Raw genomic sequence first — 25,469 nt, 5'->3', positions numbered from 1 at the left:
GTTCAGGCGGCGTGTTCGCGGGCCTGGAACAGTACCAGGTGGTCTGCAACCACGCGGATACCGGTGCTTTCGCCGGGCGCGAGGTCGACGTGACTGGGGAACAGCGCTTCGAGTTGGCAGCCGCTGGCCAGGGCCAGGCGATACAGGCTGGTGGCGCCCTGGAAGGTGCGTCCGACGATGCGTGCGCGCAGTTCGCTGTCGCTGTCGTGAACGATGTCGTCGGGGCGCAGCAGCACTTCGACGGCCGCGCCTTCGCCCCAGCCGTAGGCCCGGTTGCCGGGAATCAGGCCGAGCTCGGTCATGACCGTCTCCGGGCTCTGCAGGCGTCCGGGAACGAAGAAGCCCTTGCCGACGAAGCCCGCGACGAAGGGCGTGGCCGGTTCATGGTAGAGGTTGAAGGGTGTGTCCCACTGCTGCAGGCGGCCGCGGTCGAAGACACCGACCTGGTCGCACACGGCGAAGGCTTCTTCCTGATCGTGGGTCACCAGCATGCCGCTGATGCCGCGTGCCTTGAGAATCTCGCGGACTTCGGCGGCTAGGCTGCGACGCAGTTCGACATCCAGGTTGGAGAACGGCTCGTCGAGCAGCAGCAGGGCGGGATCGGGGGCCAATGCACGGGCCAGGGCGACACGCTGCTGCTGGCCGCCGGAGAGCTCGTTGGGGAAGCGCGCGGCGAGTCCGTCGAGCTTGACCAGTTCGAGCAGTTCGCGCACCACCTGGTCGCGCTGCGGGTGCTTGCGGATACCAAAGGCGACGTTCTGCGCCACCGTCAGGTGCGGGAACAGCGCGTAGTCCTGGAACACCATGCCGATGCGGCGCTTCTCCGGCGCCAGGGTGAAGCCGGCGCGGGAGAGCGTTTCGCCGCCGAGGCGGATTTCCCCGCCGAGCAGCGGCTCAAAGCCGGCAATGGCGCGCAGGGTCGTGGTCTTGCCGCAACCCGAGGGGCCGAGCAGGCCGCCGATGTGGCCGGCCTCCAGGTGCAGGTTGAGGCCACTGACGACCGTTTGCCCGGCGTAGCCGCAGGCGAGGTCGCTGATCTGCAGCAGCGGGGTGTCTTTCATGCGTGCTTGTAGGCCGGTTCGACGAGGAATTCGAGTAGCGCCTTCTGTGCGTGTAGGCGGTTTTCGGCCTGATCCCAGGCGACCGAGCGGGGATCGTCGAGCAGCTCGACGCTGATCTCCTCGCCGCGGTGGGCCGGCAGGCAGTGCATGAACAGGACGTCGGGGGCCGCACGGTCGAGCAGTTCGGCATTGACCTGGTAGCCGCGGAAGCTGTCGATACGCTTCTGCGCCTCTTCTTCCTGGCCCATCGAGGCCCAGACGTCGGTGCTCACCAGGTGCGCACCTTCCACGGCTTCGCGTGGGTCGCGCAGCAGGGTCACGCGGTCGGCATGGCGTTCCAGCAGTGCGGCATCCGGTTCGTAGCCTTCGGGGCAGGCTACGCGCAGTTGGAAGTCGAATTGCGCGGAGGCTTCGATGTAGCTGTTGCACATATTGTTGCCGTCGCCCACCCAGACCGCCGTCTTGCCGGCGATGTTGCCACGATGCTCGTGGAAGGTCTGCATGTCGGCGAGCAACTGACAGGGGTGCAGGTCGTCCGACAGGCCGTTGATCACCGGCACCCGCGAGTGGGCGGCGAATTCGACCAGCAGCGCGTGCTCGAAGGTCCGGATCATCACCGCGTCGAGCATGCTCGACATGACGATGGCGCTGTCGCTGATGGGTTCACCACGGCCTAGCTGGGTGTCGCGCGGGGAGAGGAACAGCGCCTGGCCGCCCAGCTGGATCATGCCGGCTTCGAAGGACACCCGGGTACGGGTAGAGGCCTTCTCGAAGATCATCCCTAGTACGCGATTCTTCAGCGGCTCGAAGAGTACGCCGCGTTGGCGCAGATCTTTCAGCTCGCTGGCTCGACGGATCAGGCCGTGTAGTTCATCCGGCGTGCAATCCATCATCGAGAGAAAGTGTCTGGCGCTCATAAGCTACTACCTGTATTGCGCGGCGGCTTCTAGGCTGCCTCCGCTGGGAACAACGCACTCTCACGGCCTGTTGGCCGTGTGTTGGGCGAAAAGGGGAAAGGCCGGATGGTATAAGGAAGTGGCGCACAGGCGCAATCCATCCGCCGCGTACCGTCGCCGACCTGCCTGGCTGACGCTTTTTTCGCTACAATGCGCGTCAAACGAGCGGCCCACAGGCCGTCTGACGATTAGCCGGAGGTGCCCATGGAAATCATCGATACCATCAAAGACCAGATCGCCAAGAATCCCATCCTGCTTTATATGAAGGGTTCGCCGAACGCACCGCAGTGCGGTTTTTCGGCACGCGCCGCGCAGGTGGTGATGGCGTGCGGCGAGAAGTTCGCCTACGTGGACATCCTGCAGAACCCGGAAATCCGCGCGACGCTGCCGCAGTACGCCAACTGGCCAACCTTCCCGCAGTTGTGGGTGGGTGGTGAGCTGGTCGGCGGCAGCGACATCATGGCCGAGCTGTTCGAGAGCGGCGAGCTGCAGAAGATGATCAAGGCCGCTGGCGAGCAAGCCTAGGCCTGATGCTTCCGCCAATGAAAAGCCCCGCCTAGGCGGGGCTTTTTCGTTTCTGGCGTCCTGTGGACGGGCGCTCAGTCTTCTTCCATCTGCGACTGCAGGTAGTTCTCCAGGCCGACCTTGTCGATCAGGCCGAGTTGGGTCTCGAGCCAGTCCACGTGTTCTTCCTCGGATTCGAGGATGTCTTCGAGCAGGTCACGGCTGACGTAGTCGCCGACGCTTTCGCAGAAGGCGATGGCGGCGCGCAGGTCGGCCAGGCCGGACAGCTCCAGTTTGAGATCGCACTCGAGCATTTCCTGGGTGTTTTCGCCAATCAGCAGCTTGCCCAGTTCCTGGAGGTTGGGCAGGCCCTCGAGAAAGAGGATGCGCTTGATCAGCTTGTCCGCATGCTTCATCTCGTCGATGGACTCGTGGTACTCGTGCTTGTTGAGCTTTTCGAGACCCCAGTCCTCGTACATGCGCGCGTGCAGGAAGTACTGGTTGATGGCGACCAGTTCGTTGCCAAGGATCTTGTTGAGATGCTGGATGACCTGCTTGTCGCCTTTCATGGGGGTGCGCTCCGTCTGCCTGGCGGTGGATTCGAGGCCAAGTCTGATCCCGCCTGCGGCGTTCTGTCAAACGTAAGTCATTGATCTGCAATGGAAATTGAATGCCAATGCGAATGTTTTGATTCCGCGTTGGGCTAACCCGTTGAATTTCTGGGGGATTTGTGGGCGAGCAGGACGGAGCGCGAGATTTCTTCTGCGGAAGAAAATCACGGCGCATTGGTTTGGAGAGGGTGGCGAGAGGCGTCGGAGAGGGTTCGCGGGAGGGGGAGGGCTTCGCGATGGCCCGCGCGTAGAGCCGGGCGCGAGAGGTCAGGCGGCGCAGATGGCTGCGCAGGCAGTGCCGGCCTGGGCCAGTTGGGCTTCGCTCAAGGCTTCGCGCACGACCTGCTTGGCGACGCAGGCGCACTTGCCGCATTGGGTGCCTACGCCGAGGCTCTGGCGTACCTCGCGGTAGCTGCAGCACCCTTCGTTGATCGAATCGCGGATCTGTCCGTCGGTGACACCCTGGCAGAGGCAGACATACATAGCGAGGAACCCGTCGAGAAATCGTTGGATGCGATACTAATCTTAATGAGAATGATTGACAACTTTTAACGCACTGCCGCTCGTCGGCTGTCTATTCTCTTACGGGTACCAGCAAGCACCGTGCCCGCGGGTGAGCGGGCACGGTGTCGATATAGGTCTTTGAAAGTAGAGTGTTTCTCTAAGCAGGGCGACGAAAGGACGGATGTAGGCTTTGCTACAACGCGCGTCAGTCGTCGAAGTCTTCCCAACCGCCCATCTCTTTCCAGCGGTTGACGATGCCGCAGAAGAGTTCGGCGGTCTTCTCGGTGTCGTAGCGCGCGGAATGCGCTTCCTTGCCGTCGAAGTCCACGCCGGCGCTCTGGCAGGCCTTGGCCAGTACCGTCTGCCCGTAGGCGAGGCCCGCCAGGGTGGCGGTGTCGAAGCAGGAGAACGGGTGGAAGGGATTGCGCTTGAGCTCGCAGCGGGCGACGGCGGCGTTGAGGAAACCCAGATCGAAGCTGGCGTTGTGGCCGACGAGGATGGCGCGCTTGCAGCCATGCGCCTTCACCGCCTTGCGCACGCCACGGAAAATATCGGTCAGCGCGGTTTCCTCGCTCACCGCCTGGCGCAGCGGGTGGTCGAGCTTGATGCCGGTGAACTCCAGCGCGGCGGCCTCGATGTTGGCGCCTTCGAAGGGCTCGACCCGGAAGAAGTGGGTGTGCTCGGGGAACAGGTAGCCGTTCTCGTCCATGCCGATGGTCACGGCGGCGATTTCCAGCAGGGCGTCGGTGGCCGAATTGAAGCCGCCGGTCTCCACGTCCACGACGACCGGCAGGTAGCCGCGGAAGCGGCGGGCCATGGGCTTGCGCAGGTCGGCGACCGGTTGCTCGTCTTGCGGATCGAGATGTTCTTCGCTCACGCCTGTTCCTCCAGCAGTCGCCAGGCCAGTTTTTCGCCGCCACGCAGCGGCGTCACTTCGTGATCACCGAAGGGCAGGCTGGCTGGCAGCGTCCATTCTTCACGGATCAGGGTCACCTGCTCGGTATTGCGGGGCAGACCATAGAAATCGGCGCCATGCAGGCTGGCGAAACCCTCCAGGCGATCCAGTGCGTTGCGCGACTCGAAGGCCTCGGCATACAGCTCCAGCGCCGCGTGGGCGGTGTAGCAGCCGGCGCAGCCACAGGGCGATTCCTTGGCGTGTCGCGGGTGCGGTGCCGAGTCGGTGCCGAGGAAGAACTTCGGGCTGCCGCTGGTAGCTGCATCGAGCAGTGCCGCTTGGTGCGTGTTGCGCTTGAGTACCGGCAGGCAGAAATAGTGCGGGCGAATACCGCCGACCAGCATGTGGTTGCGGTTGTAGAGCAGGTGATGGGCGGTAATGGTGGCGCCGATGTGCGCCGGAGCCTCGGCGACGAACTGCGCGGCGTCGGCGGTGGTGATGTGCTCGAACACCACGCGCAGGGTCGGGAAGCGCTGCAACAGCGGGATCATCTGCTCGTCGATGAAGACTTTCTCGCGATCGAAGATATCCACTTCGCCGCGGGTCACCTCGCCGTGAACCAGCAGCGGCAGGCCGACCTCGGCCATGGCTTCCAGTGCCGGATGGATGTTGGCGATGGCGGTGACGCCCGACGCCGAGTTGGTGGTGGCGCCGGCCGGGTAGAGCTTGGCGGCGAAGACGATGCCACTGGCCTTGGCCTGGCGGACCATCTCGGGCGTCGTGCCGTCGGTGAGGTAGAGCACCATCAGCGGCTCGAAGCGGCTGCCTGCCGGGCGGGCGGCGAGGATGCGCTCGCGGTACTCGCCGGCCTCGATGGCGTCGCGTATCGGCGGCACCAGATTGGGCATGACGATGGCGCGGGCGAAGGTGCGGGCCACGTCCTTGACGGTCTGGGCGAGGGCGGCGCCATCGCGCAGGTGGATGTGCCAGTCGTCGGGACGCAGCAGGGTAAGGCGATCGGGCATGGGGTGTTCCAGGTGGGCGCTTTCTGTCGGCATGCTACCGGAAAAGGCCCTGGCCGGGTACGTCGGTCGGCTCCGGGATCGAGGCGTTCAAGTTTTCCCAGGGCGGACCGATACCCCAAGCGTTACCTCTGTTGTGCTGCTCGGAGTCGCCGTGCGCCCTTTGCTGATCCTCTCCCTGTTGCTGTGCGCCGCCTCCTCGGCCATGGCCATCACCTTCCAGCCGCGGCTGGAGAAGGCGGAGTGGGCGATCGCCGGGGATCAGTTCGAGTGCCGCCTGAGCCAGGCCGTGACCGGTTTCGGCAGCGGCGTATTCGTCCGTCGCGCCGGTGAACGGGTGGTTTTCCGGCTGGAGTCCAACGGCCAGCCGATGGAACGTGGCAGTGCGTTGCTGCTGGCCGCGGCCGCGCCCTGGCGGCCGACCCAGGGCGATGTCAACCTGGGCCTGGTGACGGTGAGCGAAGGGCAGACCCCCTTCAGCAGCAACAACCTGCAGGCGGAACGTTTACTGGTCGGTCTGCTGGAGGGGCGCAGTCCACTGGTGCGCCTGCGCACCGCCGGCGGCCGCGAACCCATGGAGGTCCGCCTGCTGCCGGCTCACTTCGCCAAGGCCTACGACGACTACCAGGCCTGCTCGGCCAAATTGCTGCCGGTGAACTTCGATCAGGTGCGACTGGCGCAGATCGGCTTCCCCGACGGTGGCGATGCCCTGGACCCGATGGCGCGCGCCAAGCTGGACATCATCCTGCAACTGCTCAAGGCCGACCCGAGCATCAACCACATCAGCCTCGATGGTCATTCCGACAATACCGGCAACCGCCTGGACAACCGCGAGCTGTCGCGGCGGCGGGCGATGTCGGTACGCGACTACCTGATCGCCGCCGGGGTACCAGAGTCCGAGGTGGTGGTGCGTTTCCATGGCGAGCGCTATCCGCTGGTGCCCAACAGCAGCGCCGCCAATCGCGCGAAGAATCGCCGCGTGACCCTGCAACTCGAACGCAACAGCCCACAGCAGCAGGCCGAGCCCGAAGCGGCGCCGGCACCGCCCGCGACGCCCCCAGCAGAACCCCCGCCGGCAGCACCGGCAGCGGGCGTGCAGGCGGAAGCCGCCAAGCCGGCCTAGGCCTGACACGGGCCTGTCAATCACCTGCCGACGGCAGTAGAATGCCCGCCTTTAAGTACAACCGCGTGGAGCGATGGCATGGCGGACGTTAAGAAGGTGGTCCTGGCCTATTCCGGTGGCCTGGATACCTCGGTAATCCTCAAGTGGCTGCAAGACACCTATAACTGCGAGGTGGTGACCTTCACCGCCGACCTGGGGCAGGGCGAGGAGGTCGAGCCGGCCCGCACCAAGGCTCAGGCCCTGGGCGTCAAGGAAATCTACATCGACGACCTGCGCGAAGAGTTCGTCCGCGACTTCGTCTTCCCGATGTTCCGCGCCAATGCCGTGTACGAAGGCGAGTACCTGCTGGGTACCTCCATCGCCCGTCCGCTGATCGCCAAGCGCCTGGTGGAAATCGCCAACGAGACCGGCGCTGATGCCATCTCCCACGGCGCCACCGGCAAGGGCAACGACCAGGTGCGTTTCGAGCTGGGTGCCTATGCGCTGAAGCCGGGCGTCAAGGTCATCGCGCCCTGGCGCGAATGGGACCTGCTCTCGCGCGAGAAGCTGATGGATTACGCCGAGAAGCACGCCATCCCGATCGAGCGCCACGGCAAGAAGAAGTCGCCGTACTCCATGGATGCCAACCTGCTGCACATCTCCTATGAAGGCGGCGTGCTGGAAGACACCTGGACCGAGCACGAAGAGGACATGTGGCGTTGGACCAAGTCGCCCGAGGCGGCTCCGGACTCCCCGACCTACATCGAACTGACCTACAAGGCCGGTGACATCGTCGCCATCGATGGCAAGGACATGACCCCGGCCCAGGTGCTGACCGAGCTCAACCGCATCGGCGGCGAGAACGGCATCGGTCGCCTGGACATCGTCGAGAACCGCTACGTCGGCATGAAGTCGCGCGGCTGCTACGAGACCCCCGGCGGCACCATCATGCTCAAGGGCCACCGTGCCATCGAGTCGATCACCCTGGACCGCGAAGTCGCTCATCTCAAAGACGAGCTGATGCCCAAGTACGCCAGCTTGATCTACAACGGCTTCTGGTGGAGCCCCGAGCGTCTGATGCTGCAGCAGATGATCGACGCCTCCCAGGCCCGTGTGAACGGTGTCGTGCGCCTGAAGCTGTACAAGGGCAATGTCATCGTCACCGGTCGCAAGTCCGACGATTCGCTGTTCGACGCCAACATCGCGACCTTCGAGGAAGACGGCGGCGCCTACAACCAGCAGGACGCGGCGGGCTTCATCAAGCTCAATGCCCTGCGTATGCGCATCGCTGCCGGCAAGGGCCGCGAAATGCTCTGACCCCAGGGTGGGGCAGGTGATCCCTGCGAACCCTGACGAGCCCCGGCCACGCGCCGGGGTTCGTATTTGTGCGCCCGAATGGGCCGAACGATGAGGAGAAAGCCATCATGCGATTACTGCATACCATGCTGCGCGTCGGCGACCTGGACAAATCCATCGCCTTCTACACCGAAGTACTGGGGATGACCCTGCTGCGTCGCAACGACTACCCCGAGGGGCGTTTCACCCTGGCCTTCGTCGGCTATGGCGACGAGGCGCACAACAGCGTGATCGAGCTGACCCATAACTGGGATACGCCCAGCTACGACCTGGGCAATGGCTATGGCCACATTGCCCTGGAAGTCGAGGACGTCTACAAGGCCTGCGAAGACATTCGCGCCCGTGGCGGCAAGATCACCCGCGAGCCGGGCCCGATGAAGCACGGCACCAGCATCCTGGCCTTCGTCGAAGACCCGGACGGCTACAAGATCGAACTGCTGTCGCCCCAGCGCCAGGATTGATTGCCTACCTCGCCCGGCTTCCTGCCGGGCGCTTGCCGAGTCGTCAACTTGAACCTATCTGCCCGTGGCGTGTGGCTGGCGCTGCTCGCTCCCTTCCTGTTCGCCGCGATGCCCGGCTTCGTGAAACTGCTGCAGCCACTCGATGGCGAACAGGTCGCAGCCTGGCGGGTGCTCTGGTCGCTGCCGATGGTCATGCTGCTGATCGGCGTGGCGCGGCAGTGGGGCAGCCTGCGCGAAACCCTTCTGCGACTGCGGCGCGAGCCTCTGCTGCTCGCCGCGCTGCCGGTCACCGCGTTGCTGATCGGCGTGCAGTGGTGGTTGTTCCTCTGGGCGCCGCTGGCCGGGCGCATGGTCGAGGTGTCTCTCGGCTATTTCCTGTTGCCGCTGAGCATGGTGCTTGTCGGGCGCCTGGCCTACGGCGAGCGCCTGCGGCCGTTGCTGCGCCTGGCGGTGGGCTGCGCGGCGCTGGGCGTGCTTCACGAGTTGTGGCTGACGGGGGCGTTTTCCTGGGTCTGCCTGGTTACCGCGCTGGGCTACCCACCGTATTTCGTGTTGCGTCGCTGGATGCGCATCGAGGCGTTGCCCGGGTTCCTGCTGGAGATGCTGGTGCTTTCACCGCTGGCGCTGTGGGTGATCCTGGCCGACGACAGCCCATCGCCGTTCGTCGTAAACCCACAGCTCTGGTGGTGGTTGCCGGCCTTTGCGCTGGTGGGCAGTCTGGCGTTCATGGCCTACATTGGCGCCAGTCGACTGCTGCCGATGGGGCTGTTCGGCATCCTCAGCTACCTGGAGCCCGTGTTGCTGTTCCTGGTCGCGGTGAGCGTACTTGGCGAGCCGTTCGACGTGGACCGGCTGGCGACCTATCTGCCGATCTGGCTGGCGGTGCTGCTGGTGGCCGGTGACAGCGCCTGGGTGCTGCGCCGTCAGTCGAGGGCGTTGCGCAGCACTTCGTAGATAACCCCGGTGGCTACCGTCACCAGTAGCAGGTCGCTGCCGGCCTGCATCCATTCGTAGCCGTCGTAGTGCGGTAGACGGCTGAGCAGGCGGCTGTCCAGGCGCTTGGCGATGCCCGGCGGCAGGGGCTTGCCGCGCGCCAGGTTCTTTGCCACACCGGGCGGCAGCGAGGCGCCGGGGGTGTAGTAGCTGCGATTGTCCTGCAGCAGGCGAAGGATGTTCCCCGAGTCGAAGTCCGGCGCGCCGTGCCCTCCGCCGGAGTGGCTGTTGCCCTTGTCGTCGAAGGACGCTGCGCCCTTGCCATGTCCATTGCCTTTGCCAGGGTTGCCGGCGTGGTCGGGTGGCGCCGCCATTGCCGGGCTGGCCAGCAGCAGGGCGAGGAGGGCGGCGAGGGATTGACGGTGCATGGCGGGACTCCGGAAATTCAATAGTCGTTCGATCTCATTACAGACTCGCCGTTCCGTTGTCACCAACGGGCCTATGCCGTGGGCGGTCCTCCCGGTAGGCTATGCGCTGTTTCCCATTCATCCGAGGTTCGCGTCACGTGTTCAACCAACTTCCCCTTCACGAACGCCTGCTCAAGGCACTGGCTGAGCTGGATTTCGTCGAGCCGACGCCGGTGCAGGCGGCGGCCATTCCTCCGGCACTGGAGGGGAAGGACCTGCGCGTGACCGCCCGTACCGGCAGTGGCAAGACGGCGGCCTTCGTATTGCCGCTGTTGCACCGCCTGCTCAGCGAAGAAGGTCGCCCGGTCGGTACCCGTGCGCTGATCCTGCTGCCGACCCGTGAGCTGGCCCAGCAGACCGTCAAGCAGATCGAGCGCTTTGCGCGCTACACCTTCCTGCGTGCGGGGCTGATCACCGGCGGTGAGGACTTCAAGGTGCAGGCCGCGGCCATGCGCAAGGACCCGGACATCCTGGTCGGGACCCCGGGCCGCTTCCTCGAACATCTGGAGGCCGGCAACCTGGCTCTGGAGCACGTACAGGTGCTGGTCCTCGACGAAGCCGACCGCATGCTCGACATGGGCTTCGCCGACGCCGTGCTGCGCCTGGCGGAAACCTGCGGCGAGCGTCAGCAGACCCTGCTGTTCTCCGCTACCGGTGGGGGTTCGGCGTTGCACGAGATGGTCCAGCGGGTACTACGTGAGCCCCTGGTACTGCGTATCGACGGCGTCTCCGATATCAGCGAGGGCATTGCCCAGCAGATCATCACCGCCGACGATTGGGCGCACAAGGAGCGCCTGCTCGGCTGGTTGCTGGAGAACGAGACCTACGCCAAGGCCATCGTCTTCACCAACACCCGCGTCGCCGCCGACCGCCTCTACGGCCGCCTGGTGGCGGCGGGGCAGAAGGTCTTCGTGCTGCACGGCGAGAAGGACCAGAAGGAACGCAAGCTGGCCATCGAGCGCATCCGCCAGGGCGGTGCCCGGGTACTGGTCGCCACCGACGTGGCGGCCCGCGGCCTCGATCTCGAAGGTCTGGACCTGGTGGTCAACTTCGACATGCCGCACTCCGGCGACGACTACCTGCACCGCATCGGCCGTACCGGCCGGGCCGGAGGCGAGGGGCTGGCGGTGTCGCTGATCGACCACACCGAGTGGAACCGCATGTCCAGCGTCGAGCGCTACCTCAAGCAACACTTCGAGCGGCGCGTGATCAAGGACCTCAAGGGCAGCTACCAGGGGCCGAAGAAGGTCAAGGCCTCGGGCAAGGCTGTCGGTACCAAGAAGAAGAAACGCGACGGCAAGGCCGCCGCCCCGGCCAAGCGTCGCGCCAAGCCGAATGCCGCGCCGCTGGTGACGGGTGACGGCAGCGCGCCGCTGAAGCGGCGGCGGCCCAGCCCGCCTGGCGAATAGCGTGAAACGTCCCCGCCTTCTACGGCTGCAGACCTGACGACGTGGTTCGCATGGGGAGACCGTTCCTTGGCGCCTGGACTTGCGCCCTGCTGCTCTCTGGCATGCCCCGAGGCGACGCGCTGGCCGAGAGCCTGAAGGTCGGCTTCGGGGTGAGCAAGCCGCCCTACGTCTTCGAATTCGAAGACCGCGGATTGGAAGTAGACATCGTACGTGCGGCGATGCGTCAGAGTGGGCTGGAGGTGACGCCCTACTACGCGCCCTTGGAGCGGCTGGATCTCATGATGCGCCGGGGTGAACTGGACGCGGTGGCGGCGAGTCTTCCGTCGACCGATCTGCCAGCGTATTTCTCGGATCCCTACCTGCATTACCACAACGTCGCAGTCGCCCTGGCCTCGCGCAATCTGCGTATCGAAAACGTCGGTGATCTTGCGGGGCTTTCGATCAGCGCCTTCCAGCGAGCCCATAGCATTTTGGGTGAGGAGTTCGGCGAAATCGCTCGGCATAACCCCCGCTATCGGGAGGAGGCGCGCCAGGTCACGCGGAACAACCTGCTCTATGCCCGGCGCATTGACGTGATCATCGGTGATCGACGGATCATCGACTATTTCTCCCAGCACCCCGAGCCTCCGCTGGATGCCAGTCAGCCGCTACGGGTGTATGCGCTCTTCCCGCCAACGCCCTACTGCGTCGCCTTTCTGGAGGCCTCCGCGCGCGATAGCTTCAACGAAGGCCTGATGAAAATCCGCCAGAGCGGCGAGTATGCGCGGATTCTGCAGCGCTACCGGCGGCACTAGCCTTCGTCCTCTCAGCCGGCTTTCTTGTCGGCCGCGTCGAACTCGCGCAAGCGCTGGTCGTACATGGCGCATTCGTCGGGCACGTCCTGGGCACTGCGCTTGACTTTCATGTCTTCGAGTTCGGCGTTGATCCGAGCTGCACGCTGCGGATCGTTCTCCCCGACCTGTTGGACCTTTTCCGCAAGTTCCGCGGCCTTTGCGCGGGCCTCCTCCGGGGTGCACATGGCGTATGCGGAGAAGCTGGACAGGGTCAGGGCGGTGACGCAACCGAGGGTGGCAAGCGAATTCATGGCATGCACTCCGTTAGGGACTGTTTCTGGTTGAGCGGCTACGGCGGGGGAAGTTCAGGCGCTGCGGCGGGCGGTGGCTAAATGCCACAGGCCGGCGCCCCAGGCGAACCTGGCCAGCGCGCGTGCAGTCACAGCGGTACAGGCCGTATCCATAGGAGACCGCAACGATGAACCACGACTGGGACCTGATCGAACGCCTTCTGCACGAGGCCAACGCCTCTGCTGACCAGCACTTCACGCCGCGCGTGTACGCCGAGGATCTCACGGCCGAGCGCAACGCGGCGGGTGAGCCGGTGGGCAGCCTCGATCATTTGAAGCAATGTGCCGCGGACTACGAGGCAGCCCTGCTGCATGGCGACTTCATTGCGCCGCGTCCCGAGGAAGAGGGTGGCAATGGGGAAAACTTCGTACTCACCGACCGCGGCCGCCGCCTGCTCGGACTGATTGACGGCAGTCGCCCCGACAGCGCCGAACAGCGCATGCGCCTGGATGCGTTGGGTGAATCCGCCCTGAGCGCCGAGACACCGCTCTAGCTCAGGCTACCGTTGCGCTCCGACCAGGTCGCTAGGAAGGCGCGCAGACGCTCGGACTTCGGCGCGGCGAACAGCTCGGCGGGCGGGCCCTGTTCCTCGATGCGCCCGTCGGCGAGGAAAATCACGCGATCGGCCACCTGCGCGGCGAAGCCCATCTCGTGGGTTACCACCAGCATGGTCATGCCTTCAGCGGCCAGGTCGCGCATGACCTTGAGCACCTCGCCGACCAGCTCCGGATCGAGCGCCGATGTGGGTTCGTCGAAGAGCATGATCCGCGGGCGTTTGGCCAGCGCGCGGGCAATCGCCACGCGCTGTTGCTGGCCGCCGGACAGCGTCTGCGGATAGGCGTCCGCCTTGTGCCCCATGCCGACCTTTTCCAGCGCCTGCAGGGCGCGTTCCTGCGCCTCGCCGCGGGACAGCCCCTCGACCAATCGCAGCGGCGCCATGACGTTCTCCAGCACGCGCTTGTGCGGCCAGAGGTTGAACTGCTGGAACACCATGCAGACGTTCTTCAAGTCGCGCTGGGCGAGGTGCCTGGGCAGAGCCTTGAGGTTGCCGGCGTTGTCCGAGCCGTAGCCGATCAGTCGGCCTTCGACGAGGACTTCACCGCCCTCGTAGGTTTCCAGGAAGTCGATGCAGCGCAGCAACGTGCTCTTGCCCGAGCCGGAGCCGCCGATGATGCACACCACCTCGCGCTCGCGCACGTCGAGGTCGATGCCCTTGAGCACCTCCACCTCGCCGAAGCGCTTGCGCATGCCGCGCAGCTGGATGATGGGTTTCTTGCCGTCGCTGGACATGGCTCTCTCTCAACGGTGGGTGGGCGTGAGCCAGCGCTCTAGCCTCGCCGCCGCCAGGGACAGGGCGAAGGTGAGCAGCCAGTAGGTCACGCCGAGGAACAGATAGGGTTCGATGACGGTGAAGGTCTCGGTGGACAGGCGGATCGCCGAGTTGGTCATCTCCGGCACGGTGATCACCGAGAGCACCGAGGACTCCTTGACCAGCAGGATGGTCTGGTTGACCAGCGCCGGCAGCACCCGCGCGAACATCTGCGGTAGGCGTACGTGGACCAGTACCTGGGCGGGCGATAAGCCCAGGTCGAGGGCCGCTTCCACCTGACCAGGCGGCACCCCGGCGAAGCCGGCGCGGAAGATTTCCGCGAAATAGGCGGCGGTGTACAGGCCCAGCCCGCCGATGCCGACCTGCAATTCGCTCAGCTCGATGCCCACCAGCGGGCCGCCGTAGAACACCAGGAACAGCTGTACCAACAGCGGCGTACCACGGAACAGGCCGACATAGGCGCGATAGAACACCTGCCCCGGCAGCCAGTTGCGACTGCCCAGCAGGCACAGCGTCAGGCCCAGGACAATGCCGATGAGCAGCGCGCCGGCACATACGTAGACGGTGTAGAGCAGGCCTTGCAGCAGCATCGGCCCGTAATCGACGAACAGCGAGAGATTCATGCGACCTCCTGGCGGGGCGTCAGGCGGCGCTCCAGCCAGCGTCCGGCGCGACCCACCACGAGGGTCAGCAGCAGGTAGAGCAGGCCGGCGGCAGTGAAGAACTCCAGCGGACGGTAGGTGGTGGCGGAGTACTGCTGGGCCACGCGCATCAGCTCGGTAACGGCGATGGTGGAGATCAGCGAGGAGTTCTTGATGATGTCGATGGTGTCGTTCACCAGCGCTGGCAGTACGGTGCGCAGCACCTGCGGCAGCTCGACGTGGATCAGGCTCTGCCAGCGACTGAAACCGAAGTCCCAGGCCGCCTCCAGTTGGCCGCGCGGCAGGGCCTGGAAACCCCCGCGGAGGATTTCCGCCTGGAACGCGCCGCTGTTCAGCGCCAGGGCGATCACCGCCGCGGCCAGCGAAGGAATCTCGATCCCCGCCAGCGGCAGGAAGAAGAAAATGATCGCCAGCTGGATGAGGATCGGCGTGCCGCGAACCGCGCTGATATAGACCCGGGCCGGCACGCGCAGCAGCGGATTGCCCGACATCCGCGCCAGACAGGTGCCGGCGCCGATGACGAAGCCGGCGAGGATGGATACCGCCGAGACCCAGCAGGTGACCCAGAGGCCGGCCAGCAGGTCCCAGCGGTAATCCCAGACGACGCTCGGGTCGAACAGCATGCTTAGCCTCCGCTGCGGCGTCGCTGCACCGCCTGGGCGCAGACGCAGAGCAGTTCGAACATTACGGTGGCGCCGACCAGGGCGGTCACGCCACTGTGGTCGAACGGCGGTGCGACTTCCACCACGTCGGCGCCGATAATGTCCAGGTCCGCCAGCGAGCGGATCATGCGTTGCGCCTCGAAGGTGGTGAAACCGCCGACTTCCGGGGTACCGGTGCCGGGCGCGAATACCGGATCGAGGGCATCCACGTCGAAGGTCACGTAGACCTTCGCGTCACCCACCACGCGCTTGATCTCGGCGATCACCGCGTCCAGGCCGAGTGCGTAGAACTCCTCGATGGGGATCACGCGCATCCCGCTTTCGTAGCTGAAGCGCCAGATATCGCGGTTGGTGACGCCGCCGCGAATGCCGATCTGGATGGTTTTCGTCGGGTCGATCAGACCTTCCTCGGCGGCCACCTTGAACGGCGAACCGTGGTGGAAGCGCGAGCCCAGGTAGAAGTCGCCGGTATCGCAGTGGGCGTCGAAATGCACCAGCGCGACCGGACCGTCCTTGGCCACGGCGCGCAGGATCGGCAAGGTCACCGAGTGGTCGCCACCGACCGACAGCGGCAGGGCGCCGGAGGCCGTGATGGTCTCGAAGAACTGCTGGATCGAATCATGCGCGGCGAGCAGTTCGAAGGGACTTTCCGGCACCGCATCGCCAGCATCCGCCACGCGCGCCAGCTCGAACGGCGCAACGCCGGTGGCCTGGTTGATGGTGCGCATCAGGCTCGACTGGTTGCGCACCTCGCGCGGGCCGTGGCGGGCGCCGGCGCGGTTGGTCACGCCGCCGTCGAAGGGCACGCCGATCAGCGCGATGTCCACCTCGGAGAGGTCCTCGGCGATGGGGGTGCGCATGAAGGTCGGGATGCCGGTGTAGCGCGGCTGTAGTTTCGGGTCCTGGCTCATGCCTGGGCTCCGTTCTGTTTCTGCTCGCGGAAGTGCGCGATGTAGCCGATGACGTTCATCAGCAACTGCGCGGCGAGGATCGAGGTGACTTCGGTCGGATCGTAGGGCGGCGCCACTTCGCAGAGGTCGACGCCGACGATGTCGCCGCGCTGGGCCAGGCCCTGGATCAGTTCGAGCACGTCGTAGTAGACGAAGCCGCCGTGGCTCGGGGTGCCGGTGCCGGGGGCGATGGAGGGATCGAAGCCGTCGATGTCGATGGTCAGGTAGTAGCGTTTGCCAGCCGGAATCTTGTCCAGCACTGCCTGCACGCCCAGTTGGCGTACCTGGCGCACCGAGAGAATGGTCGAGCCAGCGTCGCGGGCGGCCTGGTGGTCGGCCTGGTTGGAGGAGGAAACGTTGCGGATGCCCAGCTGGGTCATGCCGGTGACGTGGTCCATCTCGGAAACGCGGCGCATGCAGTTGCCGTGGCCGAAGCGTACGCCGTGGCGCTCGTCGACGAAGTCCAGGTGGGCATCGAACTGCACCACGTGGATCGGCTCCTGGTCGTCGTAGGCGGCGACGTTGGCGGCGGTGATGGCGTGGTCGCCACCGAGGATCACCGGAATCGCGCCACTACGCAGGATGGCGCGCACCGCCGCCTCGGTGTTGGCCAGGCATTTCTCGGTGTCGGTGTGGATCATGTCCACGTCGCCCAGGTCGACGATGCGTACCTTGTCGCGCTGCAGGTAGAGGGTATCGCTCTCGTAGTCGTAGGCGCCGCCGTGGCCGAAGCTGAACAGCGTCGAGGCGGCGCGGATGCCGCGCGGTCCGAAGCGCGCGCCGGAGCGGTACTGGCAGCCCATGTCGTAGGGCACGCCGAGCACGGCGAAGTCGGCGTCGATGGCGTTCCAGTCATCCACCACGCGGCTCTTGGCGAAGGTGGTGTGCCCGACGAAGGGCAGGTTGAGGCGTCCGGTTTCGTAGGAATTCTGGGTCATGGCAGGCAATCGTCGAAGTGCGAGCGGGCCGCTGTCGCGACCCGCTGGGGGGAGAAGGAGTTACTGCAGCGGGGTGGGCAGTTCGCCCTCGGGGACGTTCATGGTGAAGCCGAACCATTTCTGCTGCAGTTCGGCCAGGCGACCGCTCTTCTGCAGCTTGAGCAGGCCATCGTTGAAGAAGGCCACCAGGCTCGCGGAGTTCTCGTCCTTGCGCGCGGCCCAGCCGTAGTAGGTCTGCGGACCGAAGGGCGGCTGCACCAGTTCGAACATGTCGGGACGCTTCTTCACCACGGGCGCCAGATTGGGGATCGCTTGCGGCACGATGTCCACGCGGCGCGAGGCGAGGGCGGCATAGGCCTCGTTGTAGTCGGTGAATTCCTTGATCGCCTTGACGTGCTTGCCTTGGGGTTCGAGGACGGTCTTCTCGTAGTCCTTCACCGCCGCCAACTGGGCGGAGCCGGCCTGCACGCCGATCACCTTGTCGGCCATGTCTTCGGGGGACTTGATGCTGTCGTCACCCTTACGCTTCAAGATCGCCACCGAGGCGTCGGCGATGGGGTTGGTGAAGGCGTAACTGTCCAGGCGCTTCTGGGTGATCATCAGCGAGGTGGCGACGAAGTCGTAACGCTCGGCGCTCAGGCCGGCGAGGATGCCCTGAAAGGGCAGGTCGAGCTGGTCCAGCTCCACGCCCGGCAGGTCTTCGAGAATGGCGTCGAGCACGTCCTTGCCGTAGCCGACGATCTTGCCGTTCTCGAGCATCTCGAAGGGCTCGTAGCGCGCTTCGGTGGCCACCACGATCTTGCCGCGGGCCTTGATGTCGGCCAGCAGATCGGCGTGTGCGGCATTGGCCGCGACCAGGGTCAGGGTGGCGATGCCCAGCAGGTTCTTCAAACGCGCCTTGCACTTCATGGGGGTGGCCTCTCATGGCTGGAAGGGAAGTGGCCACTATCATCGGAAGCGGCTAATGCCCCCACAAACGGTATTTACTTATCGTCTTGGATAAGTCTGTCTAATGCACTTTTTTGGGATGCATCAGCATTGCTAATGCATCATCGCGGGGCTTTTTTGAGTGGAAGGACGCTGAATCCTGCCTTTGGCGGCGAAGGTCCGGGGCACCTGCGCTAATTCTGAGCCGCCGGCACTTGTGTTTACGGTTTTGTGCTTAGGGGTGGGAGCGTGGCGCTTTCCTCGGGTGGGGCTACCGATTTCGCCTTGCACGGCGAGTCACTTTCTCTTGTCTCGCCAAGAGAAAGTAACCAAAGAGAAGGCGACCCCACCATCCGGGTCCGTTCGCGGTGCGAACGGACTTCCCTCGCTCCGGCGCTGCTCCGGGGGCACGCCGCGAAGGGGCGTCCTGCCCCTTCGCGCCTTGCTCGGCGTCCTGCCTCGCATCCCCCTGCGCAACACCTCCACTCGGCCTCCTGAAGGGACCTCGGGTGCGTGCCGCGTCATCGGTGGTCGCGTTGCTCGGCCCCGGCCCCGTAGGATGGGTCGGGCCGCGTAGGTGGAGGAGCGTAGCGACGATACCCATCGTGGCGCGCCTGATGGGTATCGCTGCGCTCAACCCATCCTACCGGATCAACCATGCGGACTCGCAGACGGCGCCGAAGCGCCCCGTTGGTCCGGGTGAACGGAATCGTCGCGTAGCAGGTTGAGCCGCCTGGACGGCGGCGAAAGGCGTATCGGGCCATGGATGGCCCGTATACGCCGGGCCTGTGGAGTGGCGATGGAGTGAACGAACCCCGTCCGCGTCAGCGGGCGGGGCCGGATCGTCGGGGCAACGGTTTTGCCTACTTTTGCCTAGACAAAAGTAGGGCGCCCAGGAGGGCGAAACCGGGAGTTCCGGAGGAACGCCGACAACCGTCTTTGGCACCGAAGGTCCGCTAATCCTACCCGGTGTCCCCCGAGCGAATCTGCACTCGAAATGGACCAGCCCAAGACTCGGCGCCAGCGATGCCTCCTGGCATGTGGTTGGCACGGCGCCTGCTTCAACCGATGCTCCGCCCACTCCGGAGTTTCCATGTCCATCCGTTTGCCCCCGCTGGAATCCCTGCGCTATTTCGAAGCCGCCGCCCGGCACCTGAGCTTCACCCAGGCCGCCCAGGAGCTGTGCGTCTCGCAGAGCGCGGTGAGCCAGAAGGTGATCCAGCTGGAAGAGCGCCTGGGCCTGAAGCTGTTCGAGCGTCGCACCCGGCAGTTGCTGCTCACCGCCCAGGGCGCGGCGTTGTACCCGGTGGTACACGGGGCGCTGATCGACATGCGCGATGCGCTCAGTGACATCGCCACGAGCGACGGGCTGAGCAAACTCACCGTGTATTGCATGCCGTCCTTCGCCAGTCGCTGGCTGATGCCACGTCTGCACGACTTCCATACCCGTTATCCGGGCATCGATCTGCACCTGATTGCCGAGCTGGCCGAGCCCAACTTTCACAATGAGATCGTCGATATCGGCATCTGCCACGGTATCGGCGACCAGCCGTCGATGGAGCAGCGCCTGCTGTTCTGGGACTACGTCTATCCGGTGGCCAGTCCCGAGCTGTTGCGCCAGCGGCCGTTGGCCTCACCGAGCGATCTGGCCGGCAGCGTGCTCATCCACGACTCACTGCCCCAAGCCAAGCTATCCACCTCCTGGCAGCGTTGGCTCGGGGTTCGCGGTGTGCGCGACGTGGACACCAGCAGCGGCTATCGCTTCAACCAGGCGGACCTGATCGTGCGCGCCGCCATCGACGGGCGTGGCGTGGCGCTCGGCCGGCACGTGCTGGTCGCCAGCGAAATCCAGCGGGGCCGGCTGGTGCCGCTGTTCCATGACTGCGAGCGCGACGATGGGGTCTATGTCGTCTGCCTGAAGAAGCTCGCGCAGCGGCCGCAGGTCGCAGCGTTCTTCTCCTGGATCCAGGAGCAGGCGCGCCAGTTCGAGAATGAACTGGCGGTGCAGCGCTTGCTGCAGATGCCCGAGGTGCTCGACGACGCGCTGCTCGATTAGGGCTGGCATAAGCGCTGGTAATCCACGAATTAGCAATCACCGTTTGCCGCGCTACCCGTCGCACCACCAGCATGCCGGAACAAGGAGGCGGTGGTGAGCATCGATCTGATCGACATCCGCAGCGGCGTGAAATCACGGCCGCTGTTTTCCAGCGAAGAAATGTTCCGGCGCCTGCGTCGTGTGCGTCAGCTCATCGAGCGGCAGGGTCTCGATGCCTTGCTGTTGAGCGAACCGGCGAGCATCGCCTATTACGCCAACCTGGTACCGCAGGACGCCAGCCAGCCGGTGCTGCTGTTACTGACCCAGGAGCGCTCGATCACCCTGACGGCGCTCGACGAAGGCGGCTATGCCTATCGCCACAGCTTCGGCGAGAGTCTCGCCTATCGTGATGTGGACCATCTGGCGGAGGGGCTGCGTCAGCTGCTGCCGGAGGCGCGGACCCTCGGCGTGGAAGCCTGGCATCTGCCGGCGGCGCTGGGCGGGCGCCTCAAGGCGGCGATGCCACAGCTACGCGGCTTGCGCGCATTGGATAGTGAGTTGTGGACGTTGCGCGAGGTGCTGGGCGAGGAGGAGCTGGCGCTGTTGCACCAGGCGGCGGGGTTGGCCGAACGGGGCATGGCCCTCGGTTACGACGCGCTACAGGCGGGGCTCAGCGAGGCCGAGTGGTCGGCGCAAGCGCGGCTCGCGCTGGTGCAGGAAGCGCAACGGCGCTACCACCACCTGGACAGTTCGCGCAGCGATCTGCGACTGCTTTGCGGACCGTTCACCGACGGTCGCGGCAATCCACCGGGCGCGCGCTGGATCGAGCCGGGCGATCTGCTCGACCTTGCCTGTTGCGTCGACCTGGCGGGCTACCGCGTGGAGGTTTCGCGCAGCCTGCTCCTGCAGCAGGGCAGTGCCGCGCAGCGTGAACGCCTGGAGCAGGTGCGCGAGGCGCATCTGGAACTGCTCGGCAAGCTACGCCCCGGACCTCAACTGCAAGGCCTGCTGGAGCAGGTCGAGCCACGCGGCAAGGCGCTGCCGTTGCGGCATCACCTACTGCCGGGGAGCGTCCTGTCGCGAGGTTTTCGTCCAGCGGCGAAGAACCAGGTCTGCCAGGTTGGCGGTAGCGCCTTGCTGGTCAGTGAACTGCTGATTCCCGACGGTCATGCGGCCGCGGGCGGCTACCGCTTCAGTACGCCGCTGCTGTGGATCGAGGAAGGCTGTCGCGCGTTGGTGGAGGTGACGGCAGCGCAGGGCAGAGGCTGACGCCGCCGTCCTCTCGGGAGAGAGGACGGTCGAGCACCGCTCACTCGCGGGCCGCGCGTTCCAGGTAATGCACGCTGAACAGGCGCTGCGGGTCGGTCCACAGACGCCGCGGGGCGAAGCCGGCACGCGTGGCCATCGCGCGGAAGCCTTCGGGGGTGTACTTGTAGGAGTTTTCGGTGTGGATGCTCTCGCCGCGGGCGAAGGCAAAGCGCCGCCCGCCGATATGCACCTGCTGCTCGCAGGTGCTGATCAGGTGCATCTCGATGCGCGAGGCCTGTTCATTGAAAAACGCATGGTGCATGAAGCGGTCGGGATCGATATCGCTGTCCAGCTCCTCGCGGATGCGCTCCAGCACATTGAGGTTGAACGCCGCGGTGACGCCCGCCTCATCGTTGTAGGCCGCCTCCAGACGTTCGCGGGATTTCACCAGGTCCACGCCGATCAGCAAGCCGCCGCCGACCGGCAGCAGCCCGTGCAGATTGCGCAGGAAGGCCAGCGCATCGATGGGATCGAAGTTGCCGATGCTCGAACCGGGGAAGAAGGCCAGCGGACGCTGGCCGTCGAAGCCGCGCGGCAGTTGCATCGGTCGGGTGAAATCGGCGCAGGCGGCATGTACTTCCAGCCATGGGTAATCCGCCGCCAGGCGCCGCGTGCTGCTGACCAGGAAGTCCTCGCTGATGTCGATCCCCAGGTAGCTCGCCGGGCGCAGCGCTTCGAGCAGCAGGCGCACCTTGCGGCTGGCGCCGCTGCCCAGTTCCACCAGGTTCGCCTGAGGGCCTGCCAGCTGCGCGATCTCATCGGCGGCGCGGCGCAATATGCCTTCCTCGGTGCGAGTGGGGTAGTACTCGGGCTGCTCGGTGATGCGTTCGAACAGTTGCGAGCCCCGCTCATCGTAGAAGAACTTCGGCGGCAGGCGTTTGGGGCTGGCGGCGAAGCCTGCCAGTGCTTCGTCGCGCAGACTGGCGCCGGTCAGCGTCTGGCGCTGGTCGTGGAAGCGGATAGCGAGCATGTTCAAGACTCCTTGGCCAGGCGCACGCCAGCGAACTGCCAGCGCATGTGCGGGTAGAAGAAGTTGCGATAGGTGGCGCGCACGTGGTCGACCGGGGTGGCGCAGCAACCGCCGCGCAGCACCATCTGGCCGGACATGAACTTGCCGTTGTATTCGCCCAGGCTGCCGGGCAGCGGGCGGAAGCCGGGGTAGGGCAGGTAGGCGCTGCTGGTCCACTCCCAGACGTCGCCGAACAGCTGGCGCAAGCCTTCGCCGGGAGCGGCACAGGGCTGCAGGTGATCGCTTTCCAGCAGGTTGCCGCAGGGTGCGTGCGCCGTGGCGGCGACTTCCCATTCCGCTTCGCTGGGTAGGCGCGCGCCGGCCCAGCGGGCATAGGCATCGGCTTCGTAGTAACTGAGATGGCAGACCGGCGCCTGCAGGTCCAGCGGGCGCAGGCCGCCGAGGGTCATCTCCTGCCAGCCGCCCTCGGCGTGACGCCAGTACAGCGGCGCCTGCCAGCCGGCCTGGCGCAGCAGCGCCCAGCCGTCCGACAGCCAGAGGTCGGAGCGGCTGTAGCCGCCGTCGAGGATGAATGCCAGGTATTCGGCGTTATTCACTGGGCGCCGCGCCAGGCTGAAGGCCTCGATGAACTGGCGATGACGTGGCCGCTCGTTGTCGAAGGCGAAGCCCTCGCCCTCGAAACCCACGCGCACCAGCCCGGCGGGGAACTCCACCCAGCCGGCCTCGGCGGCGGAAGGCACCGCCGCGATCGGCGCCAGGTCGTCGCGGTAGACCGGGTCGAGCGGGTTCTGCGCCAGGTTGTACTTGATGTCCATCAGCAGCAGTTCCTGGTGCTGCTGCTCATGCTGCAATCCCAGTTCCACGCGCTGGGCGATCTGCTCGGCATGCGCGCTCGGCGGCGCCTGCAGCAAACGCTCCATGGCTTCATCGACGACCCGGCGAAAATGCATCACCTGGGCTAGCGTGGGCCGCGAAATCTGCCCGCGCAACGCCCGCGGGAAGGGCCTGCCGTGGGTTTCGTAGTAGGAATTGAACAGGTGATCGTAGGCGTCGTCCGGGCTGCGATAGCCAGCCAGGAAAGGACGCAGCAGGAAGGCTTCGAAGAACCAACTGACATGCGCCAGATGCCATTTCGGCGGGCTCACGTCGGGCATGCTCTGCAGCATGTGATCCTCGACGGTGAGTGGCGCGCAGATGGCCTCGCTGGTGGCGCGTACCCGAAGGTAGCGTTGCAGCAGTTCCTCGAAGGGAGCGCTGCGGGTGTTGCGGTGAACGGCTTCGCGCATGGCATCCCTCCGGGCGTGGCGCGTCGATCACCCCAGATGCTCCACATCGCACATGACGAACAGGCACGAGTGCAGCACAAATCGAGGCAGACCCTAGAACCGACCTGAGCCTCGGAGCAAAGTTTCTACGAGCATGCGAAGAGCGCTCGGATGGCCGCTCAGTGGTAGCTTGAGTGCGACAGATTGCCGCTCGTCGGTTAGGATGAACTGCCGACGAAGCGTACTGTCGTTCGTAACCGGCTTTACGCATCATCGCGCTGCCACGCATTCGCCTCCCGGGGGAGAGTCCATGCCTGCGATCCTGCGCGTCCTGTTGTGCTGCATCCTGTTTTCCAGCGCCACGCTGGCCAGCGCCGAGCCCTTGCGGGTGTTGTTCATCGGCAACAGCTACACCTTCTACAACGACATGCCGCGGATGCTGCGCGACATGTCCGTGCGTGCCGGGCAGCGCCAACCGCTGGAGGTACGCGACGTGACCATCGGCGGCGCCAGCCTGCAGCGCCACTGGGAGGGCAAGGACGCGCACCAGGCCCTGGCCGACGGTCACTGGGACTACGTGGTGATCCAGGACTTCTCCACCATGCCGGTGGACAATCCGGAGATGACCCGCAAGTACGCCCGGTTGTTCGCCGCCGAGGCCCGCAAGGTCGGCGCCAAGCCGATCTTCTATCTGACCTGGGCGCGGGAGTACGCACCCGAGATGCAGCCGCAGCTGGATGCCGTCTACACCGGCCTGGCGCGCGAGACCGGCGGCCTGCTGGCGCCGGTCGGCGAAGCCTGGAAGGCGGCGCTGGCGGACACGCCCAAGCCGGACCTGTACATCGCCGATGGCAGCCACCCGACCTTTGCCGGCTCCTACCTCACCGCGTCGGTGTTCTACGCGCTGCTCTATGGCACCCAGCCACCAGCACCTTCCGCCGACCAGACCGGACTGCTGCTGGGTGACGATGCCGGACGGCTGCAACTCGATGCCTGGGACAGCCTGCAGGCGATGGATGTGGCCCTGCGCAGCCCGACGCTGACCCAGGCTGCACGCTAGGGCCTGTTGCGTTCCAGTTCGGCGAGCAGCTCGCGCGTCGCCGGCGACGGCGTGGCCGACCAGATCACCCATACCCGCCGCTGTGGCGCCTCGCGCAGCGGGATGATGGCGACCTCGCGAAAACCCCGTGCGGTGCTTTGCGGCACCAGCGCGGCGGCCAGTCCTTGGCGCACGAAGCGCTCGATCAACGGCATGTGACTGACCTCGAAGCGCACCCGGTGCGTGAGGCCGGCGGCGGCGAATGCATCGGCGGCCTGGCGCCGCGAGCCGCTGCCCAACGGCAGATCCACCAGCGCCACGTCCAGCAATTCCTCCAGGCGCAGCTCGCTGCGTCCGGCCAGCGGATGCGTCGCGGGTAGCGCCGCGACCAGCATTTCCTCGCAGATCAGGCGTTTGTCGACGCCCTCCACCGGGGTGGCCGGCGATACGCCGATGAACGCCAGGTCCAGCCGGCGGCTGGCAACGGCTTCGATCAGCGCCTCGCTGTTGGCGTGATCGAGACGAATGTCGACGGCGGGAAAGCGCTGGTGGAAGCGCGCCAGCAGCGCCACCACGTCGAACATGTCCAGCGACGAGATCATCCCCAGGTGCAGTCGCCCGCGAACCTCGCCGCCCACCGCCGAGACCTCCTGGCGGATGCGCTGTGCCGCATCCAGGGCTTCGCGCGCATGTAGCAGGAAGGCTTCACCCGCTGGGGTGATCAGAACCTTGCGCGGCCGGCGTTCGAACAGCACCGCGCCGAGTTCCTCCTCCAACCGCGCGATCTGGTGACTGAGAGCCGATTGCACTACGTGGCAGCGTTCTGCGGCGCGGGTGAAGTGACGTTCCTCCGCCAGCGCCACGGCGAACTCCAGTTGCTTGAGGTTCATTGTTCGATCTCTTTTCAAGATGGAGGTGATCTTAACAATTCATTTCATGGATTGATCAGGCCTCTCCATACTCGACGCCTGCCTTGCC

The 25,469-nt window shown here is 65.6% G+C and carries 28 protein-coding genes; 11 read left to right on the top strand and 17 right to left on the bottom strand.

Features of this window, described 5'->3' with window-relative positions:
- Nucleotides 1-2 precede the first annotated feature (2 nt).
- Together ACYRGX_RS19510 and argF are read right to left on the bottom strand one after the other, a co-directional pair.
- Entirely contained in the window at nucleotides 3-1,061 is a 1,059-nt protein-coding gene (locus ACYRGX_RS19510; RefSeq protein ID WP_473054083.1) for an ABC transporter ATP-binding protein, read from the bottom strand.
- Nucleotides 1,058-1,978, bottom strand: coding sequence for an ornithine carbamoyltransferase (gene argF / locus ACYRGX_RS19505; RefSeq protein ID WP_473054082.1), 921 nt, complete (start codon nucleotides 1,976-1,978; stop codon nucleotides 1,058-1,060). The genes ACYRGX_RS19510 and argF overlap by 4 nt, the downstream gene beginning before the upstream one ends.
- 243 nt (nucleotides 1,979-2,221) lie before the next feature.
- Here argF and grxD point away from each other — a divergent pair, with 243 nt between their 5' ends.
- The gene (grxD, locus tag ACYRGX_RS19500) at nucleotides 2,222-2,542 is read left to right on the top strand and encodes a Grx4 family monothiol glutaredoxin (RefSeq protein ID WP_473054081.1); all 321 of its coding nucleotides are present in this window, start codon (nucleotides 2,222-2,224) and stop codon (nucleotides 2,540-2,542) included.
- 74 nt (nucleotides 2,543-2,616) lie between these two features.
- Here grxD and bfr read toward each other — a convergent pair whose 3' ends face one another.
- The 4 genes from bfr to pyrC all read right to left on the bottom strand — a co-directional run bounded on the left by bfr (nucleotide 2,617) and on the right by pyrC (nucleotide 5,556).
- A complete protein-coding gene (gene bfr, locus ACYRGX_RS19495; protein ID WP_473054080.1) occupies nucleotides 2,617-3,090 on the bottom strand; it encodes a bacterioferritin in 474 nt (157 codons plus the stop codon).
- A 309-nt stretch (nucleotides 3,091-3,399) separates the two neighbouring features.
- Nucleotides 3,400-3,615 (bottom strand): bacterioferritin-associated ferredoxin, encoded by a 216-nt coding sequence (locus tag ACYRGX_RS19490; protein ID WP_473054079.1) that lies wholly within the window; start codon nucleotides 3,613-3,615, stop codon nucleotides 3,400-3,402.
- A 226-nt stretch (nucleotides 3,616-3,841) separates the two neighbouring features.
- Nucleotides 3,842-4,453 (bottom strand): ribonuclease T, encoded by a 612-nt coding sequence (rnt, locus tag ACYRGX_RS19485; RefSeq protein ID WP_473056731.1) that lies wholly within the window; start codon nucleotides 4,451-4,453, stop codon nucleotides 3,842-3,844.
- Nucleotides 4,454-4,509: 56 nt separating this feature from the next.
- Entirely contained in the window at nucleotides 4,510-5,556 is a 1,047-nt protein-coding gene (pyrC, locus tag ACYRGX_RS19480) for a dihydroorotase (RefSeq protein WP_473054078.1), read from the bottom strand.
- A 151-nt stretch (nucleotides 5,557-5,707) separates the two neighbouring features.
- On the opposite strand from pyrC, the gene ACYRGX_RS19475 reads away from it, so the two are divergent.
- The 4 genes from ACYRGX_RS19475 to rarD all read left to right on the top strand — a co-directional run bounded on the left by ACYRGX_RS19475 (nucleotide 5,708) and on the right by rarD (nucleotide 9,426).
- Complete coding sequence (locus ACYRGX_RS19475; protein WP_473054077.1) at nucleotides 5,708-6,676, top strand: flagellar protein MotY; 969 nt, start codon at nucleotides 5,708-5,710, stop codon at nucleotides 6,674-6,676.
- Between the two features lie 78 nt (nucleotides 6,677-6,754).
- Nucleotides 6,755-7,972: an argininosuccinate synthase gene (locus ACYRGX_RS19470; protein WP_473054076.1), complete on the top strand. Its 1,218-nt coding sequence runs from the start codon at nucleotides 6,755-6,757 to the stop codon at nucleotides 7,970-7,972.
- A gap of 107 nt (nucleotides 7,973-8,079) precedes the next feature.
- Nucleotides 8,080-8,472 (top strand): lactoylglutathione lyase, encoded by a 393-nt coding sequence (gene gloA / locus ACYRGX_RS19465; protein WP_473054075.1) that lies wholly within the window; start codon nucleotides 8,080-8,082, stop codon nucleotides 8,470-8,472.
- 48 nt (nucleotides 8,473-8,520) lie between these two features.
- Entirely contained in the window at nucleotides 8,521-9,426 is a 906-nt protein-coding gene (rarD, locus tag ACYRGX_RS19460; RefSeq protein ID WP_473054074.1) for an EamA family transporter RarD, read from the top strand.
- On the opposite strand, the gene ACYRGX_RS19455 is transcribed toward rarD, so the two are convergent.
- A complete protein-coding gene (locus tag ACYRGX_RS19455) occupies nucleotides 9,396-9,833 on the bottom strand; it encodes an anti-virulence regulator CigR family protein (RefSeq protein WP_473054073.1) in 438 nt (145 codons plus the stop codon). The genes rarD and ACYRGX_RS19455 overlap by 31 nt on opposite strands.
- Nucleotides 9,834-9,970: 137 nt before the next feature.
- On the opposite strand from ACYRGX_RS19455, the gene ACYRGX_RS19450 reads away from it, so the two are divergent.
- Together ACYRGX_RS19450 and ACYRGX_RS19445 are read left to right on the top strand one after the other, a co-directional pair.
- Entirely contained in the window at nucleotides 9,971-11,281 is a 1,311-nt protein-coding gene (locus ACYRGX_RS19450; RefSeq protein WP_473054072.1) for a DEAD/DEAH box helicase, read from the top strand.
- 50 nt (nucleotides 11,282-11,331) lie between these two features.
- On the top strand, nucleotides 11,332-12,075 hold the full coding sequence (locus tag ACYRGX_RS19445; protein ID WP_473054071.1) for a substrate-binding periplasmic protein: 744 nt from the start codon (nucleotides 11,332-11,334) through the stop codon (nucleotides 12,073-12,075).
- Between the two features lie 11 nt (nucleotides 12,076-12,086).
- On the opposite strand, the gene ACYRGX_RS19440 is transcribed toward ACYRGX_RS19445, so the two are convergent.
- Nucleotides 12,087-12,365, bottom strand: coding sequence for a hypothetical protein (locus ACYRGX_RS19440; RefSeq protein ID WP_473054070.1), 279 nt, complete (start codon nucleotides 12,363-12,365; stop codon nucleotides 12,087-12,089).
- 167 nt (nucleotides 12,366-12,532) lie between these two features.
- On the opposite strand from ACYRGX_RS19440, the gene ACYRGX_RS19435 reads away from it, so the two are divergent.
- Nucleotides 12,533-12,898: a transcriptional regulator gene (locus ACYRGX_RS19435; protein ID WP_473054069.1), complete on the top strand. Its 366-nt coding sequence runs from the start codon at nucleotides 12,533-12,535 to the stop codon at nucleotides 12,896-12,898.
- On the opposite strand, the gene ACYRGX_RS19430 is transcribed toward ACYRGX_RS19435, so the two are convergent.
- Genes ACYRGX_RS19430 through ACYRGX_RS19405 form a run of 6 tightly spaced genes read right to left on the bottom strand, consistent with a single transcriptional unit; the run spans nucleotide 12,895 to nucleotide 17,856 of the window.
- Entirely contained in the window at nucleotides 12,895-13,695 is an 801-nt protein-coding gene (locus ACYRGX_RS19430) for an amino acid ABC transporter ATP-binding protein (RefSeq protein ID WP_473054068.1), read from the bottom strand. The two genes, ACYRGX_RS19435 and ACYRGX_RS19430, sit on opposite strands and share 4 nt — an antisense overlap.
- A 9-nt stretch (nucleotides 13,696-13,704) precedes the next feature.
- Nucleotides 13,705-14,358 (bottom strand): amino acid ABC transporter permease, encoded by a 654-nt coding sequence (locus ACYRGX_RS19425; protein ID WP_473054067.1) that lies wholly within the window; start codon nucleotides 14,356-14,358, stop codon nucleotides 13,705-13,707.
- Nucleotides 14,355-15,020 (bottom strand): amino acid ABC transporter permease, encoded by a 666-nt coding sequence (locus ACYRGX_RS19420; RefSeq protein ID WP_473054066.1) that lies wholly within the window; start codon nucleotides 15,018-15,020, stop codon nucleotides 14,355-14,357. Before ACYRGX_RS19420 ends, ACYRGX_RS19425 begins: the two co-directional genes overlap by 4 nt.
- A gap of 2 nt (nucleotides 15,021-15,022) precedes the next feature.
- Nucleotides 15,023-15,970, bottom strand: a complete 948-nt coding sequence (gene speB / locus ACYRGX_RS19415) for an agmatinase (RefSeq protein ID WP_473054065.1) — start codon at nucleotides 15,968-15,970, stop codon at nucleotides 15,023-15,025.
- A complete protein-coding gene (gene speB, locus ACYRGX_RS19410; protein ID WP_473054064.1) occupies nucleotides 15,967-16,947 on the bottom strand; it encodes an agmatinase in 981 nt (326 codons plus the stop codon). The genes speB (ACYRGX_RS19415) and speB (ACYRGX_RS19410) overlap by 4 nt, the downstream gene beginning before the upstream one ends.
- 60 nt (nucleotides 16,948-17,007) lie before the next feature.
- A complete protein-coding gene (locus ACYRGX_RS19405; protein ID WP_473054063.1) occupies nucleotides 17,008-17,856 on the bottom strand; it encodes a transporter substrate-binding domain-containing protein in 849 nt (282 codons plus the stop codon).
- 1,111 nt (nucleotides 17,857-18,967) lie between these two features.
- On the opposite strand from ACYRGX_RS19405, the gene gcvA reads away from it, so the two are divergent.
- Together gcvA and ACYRGX_RS19395 are read left to right on the top strand one after the other, a co-directional pair.
- The gene (gene gcvA, locus ACYRGX_RS19400; protein ID WP_473054062.1) at nucleotides 18,968-19,930 is read left to right on the top strand and encodes a transcriptional regulator GcvA; all 963 of its coding nucleotides are present in this window, start codon (nucleotides 18,968-18,970) and stop codon (nucleotides 19,928-19,930) included.
- 93 nt (nucleotides 19,931-20,023) lie between these two features.
- Nucleotides 20,024-21,178, top strand: coding sequence for a M24 family metallopeptidase (locus tag ACYRGX_RS19395; protein WP_473054061.1), 1,155 nt, complete (start codon nucleotides 20,024-20,026; stop codon nucleotides 21,176-21,178).
- 40 nt (nucleotides 21,179-21,218) lie between these two features.
- On the opposite strand, the gene egtD is transcribed toward ACYRGX_RS19395, so the two are convergent.
- Both egtD and egtB read right to left on the bottom strand, forming a co-directional pair.
- The gene (gene egtD, locus ACYRGX_RS19390; RefSeq protein WP_473054060.1) at nucleotides 21,219-22,187 is read right to left on the bottom strand and encodes an L-histidine N(alpha)-methyltransferase; all 969 of its coding nucleotides are present in this window, start codon (nucleotides 22,185-22,187) and stop codon (nucleotides 21,219-21,221) included.
- 2 nt (nucleotides 22,188-22,189) lie between these two features.
- The gene (gene egtB, locus ACYRGX_RS19385; RefSeq protein ID WP_473054059.1) at nucleotides 22,190-23,473 is read right to left on the bottom strand and encodes an ergothioneine biosynthesis protein EgtB; all 1,284 of its coding nucleotides are present in this window, start codon (nucleotides 23,471-23,473) and stop codon (nucleotides 22,190-22,192) included.
- A 289-nt stretch (nucleotides 23,474-23,762) separates the two neighbouring features.
- On the opposite strand from egtB, the gene ACYRGX_RS19380 reads away from it, so the two are divergent.
- Nucleotides 23,763-24,512, top strand: a complete 750-nt coding sequence (locus ACYRGX_RS19380; RefSeq protein ID WP_473054058.1) for an SGNH/GDSL hydrolase family protein — start codon at nucleotides 23,763-23,765, stop codon at nucleotides 24,510-24,512.
- Here the strand turns inward: ACYRGX_RS19380 and ACYRGX_RS19375 are convergent.
- On the bottom strand, nucleotides 24,509-25,381 hold the full coding sequence (locus ACYRGX_RS19375) for a LysR substrate-binding domain-containing protein (RefSeq protein WP_473054057.1): 873 nt from the start codon (nucleotides 25,379-25,381) through the stop codon (nucleotides 24,509-24,511). The genes ACYRGX_RS19380 and ACYRGX_RS19375 overlap by 4 nt on opposite strands.
- Nucleotides 25,382-25,469: the final 88 nt, after the last annotated feature.

The organism is Pseudomonas sp. R4-15 (assembly GCF_055768815.1).
This window is presented reverse-complemented; position numbering and strand designations above follow the sequence as displayed.